Below are 4,960 nucleotides of genomic sequence, written 5' to 3' on the forward strand. Positions count from 1 at the left end.
ACCAGGCAGCCGAGTTCGGCATCGGTGGAAGCGATGGCGATGGCGGTGGGATCGCCCTTGGCGACTTCTTTGGCAAACGACGGACCGCTCATCGCGCCCAGGCGCGGGTGGAACTTATCGGCCAGCACCGCGCCGATCACCTCGGTCATGCGCAGCAGGGAATCGTTCTCGATGCCTTTGGTGGCGCTGACGAAGAGCATCTCCGGGCGCAGGTGCGGCTTCATCTGCCGGAAGAGGCGGCGGGTGTGGTGCGAGGGCATCACGCTGACCACGATGTGGGCGCCGTCGAGGACGTGGGCGAAGTCGTTGGAGGCGGTGACGGCGTCGGGGATCTTCTGGCCGGCGAGGAACAGGTCGTTCACGTGGCGGGAGTTGACCGACTCGCACACCTCTTTTTCGTACGCCCAGAGGCGGATGCGGTGGCCGCCTTTGCGGCCGAGAGCGATGCAGAGGGCGGTGCCCCAGGCGCCGGCACCGATGACGGCGATGTTCATGCGCGCGTCCTCTTGAGCTCGAAACGGTGCTCGGTGCCGGCGAGGAGGCGGCGGATATTGGCGTGGTGCTTGAGGATGATGAGGGCCGAGGCGGCGATCATGGCAGCCAGCACACCGGGAGAATTCTTTTCGCCATTAAGGAGCCACGCGAAGACAGGGAATGCGGCAGCCGCGAGGATGGAGCCGAGCGACACATAGCGGAACACGATCACGACCGCCGCGAAGATCACCAGAGCGATCAGGACAGCTTTTGGAGCCAAAGCCAGGAACGATCCAACCCCGGTGGCGACTCCCTTGCCGCCATTGAACCGCAGCCAGACGGGGAAGATGTGCCCGAGAATGGCGAATAAGGCTGCAATCGCAAGGGCGAGGTACCACTGTTGAGGGAAAGAGTTCGGCTTCACCCATGACGGCCTAGACACATTCGAGGCGAAGAAGGTGAACGATCCGGGAATGAGATACAGCGCAACCTGAACGGCTAAGAAGCCTTTGGCAGCATCGAGGAACAACGTTGCAAATCCCAGTAACGGCGATTTGCGGGCGACGTTGGTGGCGCCGATGTTGCCGCTGCCGATGGCGCGGACGTCCTCGCCGCGAAAGATGCGGACGAGGATGTAGCCAAAAGGGATGGAGCCCAGCAGATAGGCGACAGCGGCGACGATGATGTAGATAGTCAGCAATCTTTTCAGTAGAAACAGCGATCAGGCTGTCTCAGGAGACGTCCTGACGGGCGTCTCTACGGCAATGCAAACCGATCCAGCTTGGTGTACTGTGCGCCTTTGGGCGACAGCTCGCTCAAGTACAGGAAGAACTCGCGAGCGGTCATTGTACCGAAGTCGGGCGGGGGCATTTGCGCCAATCGGTCCTGCAGGACGGCGAAGAGGCGATTGGGGCGGTCGCCGCGGCCGCGTTGCGGGCGGCCGGAACCGGAACGCGCGAGCGTGAGATGGGGCGAGAAGGCACGCGGCTCGCGTTCGATGCCCAGGGGTTCCAGAGCTTGGTCGATACCTGCCGCCAGATCGGCCAGGCGCGTGTCGGCTTCGATGCCGATCCAGAAAACACGGGCGGACTTGGCGGTGGGGAAGAAGCCGGTGCCACGGAATCTGACGTCCACCCCCTGGGCTGCGACCGTCGTGAGTGCATCTTTGATGGCGCCGAGCTTGTCATCGGGCTGCTCGCCGATGAACTTGAGGGTCAGGTGCAGCGAGTCCGGGGCGACCCAACGGACGTCGGGGGCAAAGCCGCGGACGCCGGCGATGAAAGTGCGGATCCGGTGGCGGATCTCGTCGGGAATGTCTAGTGCGACGAACAGGCGCATACGTGATTGTGTAATTGGGTAATCGGGTAATTGGGTAATTTCAGAAAACCAGGCGGCAATTACCCGATTACACAATTTCCCGATTACTCAATCCGGTCACATCAGCTTACGTCTCACCAGGTCCAGCGCCTGCTGGGTGGCCCAGCGGCGGACGCGGTCGCGGTCGCCGGGGAACTGGCGTTCGACCACTTCGGTCTTGCCGCCATCGGCGAGCGCGACGTAGACCAGCCCCACCGGCTTGGTTTCGGTGGCGCCGGTCGGCCCGGCGATGCCGGTGACACCCAGCCCATAGGTTGCCTTGCACTTCTTGCGAATGCCCTCCGCCAGCGCGGCCGCGACCTCCTTGCTCACCGCGCCTTTTTCCTTGATGAGCAGCGGCGGCACCTCGGCGAAGGTGCGCTTCAGGTCATCGGAATAGACCAGGGCGCCACCCAGAAAATAGCGGGAACTGCCGCTGACGGAAGTCAGCCTTGCCCCGAGCAGTCCGCCGGTGCAGGACTCGGCGACGGCGATGGTGGCGCCGCGCATGTCGAGGTAATAGCCGACGATCTGCTCCAAGGTCTCGCCGTGGGTGGCGAAGACGAACTCGTCGAATTCGTCCTCCAGTTCGCCGGCCAGGTCATCCACGCGCTTCTGCGCCTTTTCCATGGAGCCGGCGCGGCAGAGAAGATGGAGCTGGCACTCGCCGGCGTCGGCCAGGATGGTGGTCTGCACGTCGTCGTACTTCCTGTAGATGGGCGAAGCGCGGCGGTCGCATTCCGACTCGCCCATCATGGCGATCTTGAGCTCGCGGCGGGCGAGGAAGATGGGCGGCACCTTGGTTCTCAGGCGCTCGTAGCAGTGCTCCTCGAACATCGCCTTCAGCTCCCAGGGCGGGCCGGGGAGGAGCATGATCAGTCTGTTCTTGCCCTCGACCGAGCCTTCCAGCCATTGGCCGGGCGCGGTGCCGCGGGTGTTGGGAAGAACGGTGGCGCCGGCGATCACATCCGCCTGCTTGACGTTGTTCTCCGGCATCTTCCAGCGGCGCTCGGCGAAGCGCTTGTAGAGGGCGGCGACGATGTCGGGGTCGCGCTTGAGTTCCAGGCCCAGCGCGTCGGCTACGGACTCGCGGGTCACGTCGTCCTCGGTCGGGCCCAGGCCGCCCATGAAGATGACCAGATCGGTGCGCGACAACGCGGTGCGGGCGACGCTGGTGAGCTGCTCGTGGCTGTCGCCGACCACGGTCTTGAAGGCCACTTCGATACCCAGCGCGTTCAACCTTTCCGTGAGGTAGAGGGAATTCGTGTCCTGGCGGAAGGGCGTAAGGAGCTCCGAGCCGATGGCAATGATCTCGGCGATCACAACTGGAAGTGTAGCAAAGGCGTTCGGGTGGGGAAGAAGTACTCAGTACTCAGCAAGAAACCAGGAACTCAGTCCAGTAAGGGCTTCCCCTGAATGTCCCAGGAGAGGTGATGGACGGCGTTGTTGGTGGCCAGGATAGCGGAGCGTCCGGGTGCGAAGGCGATGCCGACCAAGCCATGCCCGGAGACCACGGTGCCGGCCTTGGCGTCGGGAGTGATGCGCACGATGCCGCGCTTGCCGGCCAGGGAGGCGGCGACATAGAGATTCCCCGCCGCGTCGAACGCCAGGCCCTGGGGGCGTCCCAATCCGCGGTAGAAGACGCTGGGGGCACCATGCGGATCGACCTTGTACACCACGTCGAAGCTGGAGGTGGTGGGGCCGGTCACGAAGAGGTCGCCGCTCGGGCTGAAGGCCAGATGGTAAGCAGAGATGCTGGGCTCCAGGGTGGCGAAGACGAAGATCTGGCGATCACGGGCGATGCGCCAGATGGTCCCGGTGCGGTCGCCGACATAGAGGTTCTGCTCGTGGTCGAAGGCCATGCCGGTGGCGATGCCCATGCCCTCGGCGTAGGACGACATGGTTCCGTTGGGGGCGACGCGATACACGGTGCCGTCGTAGCGCGAGGAGACGTACATCTGCCCTTCGCGGTCGAAGGCGATGGCGGTAGCGTTCATCATCTCCGAGAGGAAGGGCTTGACCACGTAATTGGTGTCGATCTTGTAGATGGAGACCGGCACCTTCTGCCCGCGCGAGCCGGAGAAGGTGACGTAGATGTTGCCCTCGGGGTCGAGGGCGGGATTGGTCACCGGGTGCAGGTTCTCGGCGATGGTGACGGCGACCCCGAGATTCCCGGGATTGCTGGACGAACCGTTGGTCGAGACCACGACCGGGCCGGACACGGCGGACTCGGGCGCGCGGGCGATCAGGAAATCGTCGGAGCTGATGACAATGGGGACATCAATCTCGCCCAGCTTCACGCGGGGGCGCTGCAGCTCGGGAGGCTTGAGCCCGCTGCCCACGATGCGGAACTCGCCTCCGGGCAGGACATAGGCCGGCTCCACCGCCTCGATGTGCGGCTTGCCGTTCACGTTCTTCTTGCCGAGCAGGCGGTCGGAGATGCCCATGTGCTTGTCGGATAGCTGCGGCGCGAAGTCAGATCACGCCCAGGCGCAGCAACACCTGGACGCAGATCAGTGTATACACGCCGGCCCCAAGGTCATCGAGCACGATGCCGGTCCCTCCCGGAAAGCGTTCGAGGGTGCGCACCGGCGGCGGCTTGATGACGTCGAAGACTCGAAAAAGTATAAAACCGGCGAGAAGAGTTTTCCAACGAAGAGGAACGGCGACCAGCGCGAGCATCTGCCCGGCGACTTCGTCGATGACCACGAAGCCGGGATCGTGGCGGCCGCACTCGCGCTCCACGATGCCGGACGCAGGAATGCCGATGGCACAGACGGCGACCACGACTCCGATGGCGGCGACTGCCTGAACATGTGCCGGCAGGCGCGAAGCGGCCAGGTACCAGAGCACGGTGGTTTCCGCCGAGGCCCAGGTGCCGGGGCCGGGGCGCAGGAAGCCGGTCCCTAGGAAGGTAGCGGTCCACCACGCCCAGCGGGTCCGAGCGGCGGAGATCTCAGGAGCGGCGGCGCTCATCCTGGTCCTTCCTGGCCTGCTGGGTCTCGGCGTCGCCGATGGCTTCCGGGTCGGTGATGGGGCTGGAGACCACGTAGGCGCCGCTGGCCCACTTGCCCAGGTCGATGAGGCGGCAGCGCTCGGAGCAGAAAGGGAATTCCGGCTCGCGGCGCAG

The 4,960-nt window shown here is 64.6% G+C and carries 6 protein-coding genes; all 6 read right to left on the minus strand.

The features are described 5' to 3' along the window. Positions 1 to 494 (minus strand): 2-dehydropantoate 2-reductase N-terminal domain-containing protein (locus VMS96_07980; GenBank protein ID HVP43357.1); only part of this gene is annotated, 494 nt, incomplete at its 3' end. Next, positions 491 to 1,174 (minus strand): glycerol-3-phosphate 1-O-acyltransferase PlsY, encoded by a 684-nt coding sequence (plsY, locus tag VMS96_07985; protein ID HVP43358.1) that lies wholly within the window; start codon positions 1,172 to 1,174, stop codon positions 491 to 493. The genes VMS96_07980 and plsY, both read right to left, overlap by 4 nt. A gap of 56 nt (positions 1,175 to 1,230) precedes the next feature. Further along, entirely contained in the window at positions 1,231 to 1,812 is a 582-nt protein-coding gene (gene thpR / locus VMS96_07990; protein ID HVP43359.1) for an RNA 2',3'-cyclic phosphodiesterase, read from the minus strand. 96 nt (positions 1,813 to 1,908) lie between these two features. Further along, a complete protein-coding gene (locus tag VMS96_07995) occupies positions 1,909 to 3,153 on the minus strand; it encodes a competence/damage-inducible protein A (GenBank protein HVP43360.1) in 1,245 nt (414 codons plus the stop codon). 68 nt (positions 3,154 to 3,221) lie between these two features. Next, positions 3,222 to 4,277, minus strand: coding sequence for a hypothetical protein (locus VMS96_08000; protein ID HVP43361.1), 1,056 nt, complete (start codon positions 4,275 to 4,277; stop codon positions 3,222 to 3,224). Positions 4,278 to 4,305: 28 nt separating this feature from the next. Further along, entirely contained in the window at positions 4,306 to 4,806 is a 501-nt protein-coding gene (locus tag VMS96_08005) for a phosphatidylglycerophosphatase A (protein ID HVP43362.1), read from the minus strand. Between the last annotated feature and the right edge of the window lie 154 nt (positions 4,807 to 4,960).

It is taken from the genome of Terriglobales bacterium, assembly GCA_035543055.1.
Lineage (GTDB): Bacteria > Acidobacteriota > Terriglobia > Terriglobales > Acidobacteriaceae > JAIQFD01.

Bases quoted from the DNA above. Each gene is read 5' to 3' on its own strand.
- VMS96_08005 (HVP43362.1), bottom strand. From the start codon at position 4,806: ATGAGCGCCGCCGCTCCTGAGATCTCCGCCGCTCGGACCCGCTGGGCG.
- thpR (HVP43359.1), bottom strand. From the start codon at position 1,812: ATGCGCCTGTTCGTCGCACTAGACATTCCCGACGAGATCCGCCACCGG.
- VMS96_08000 (HVP43361.1), bottom strand. From the start codon at position 4,277: ATGGGCATCTCCGACCGCCTGCTCGGCAAGAAGAACGTGAACGGCAAG.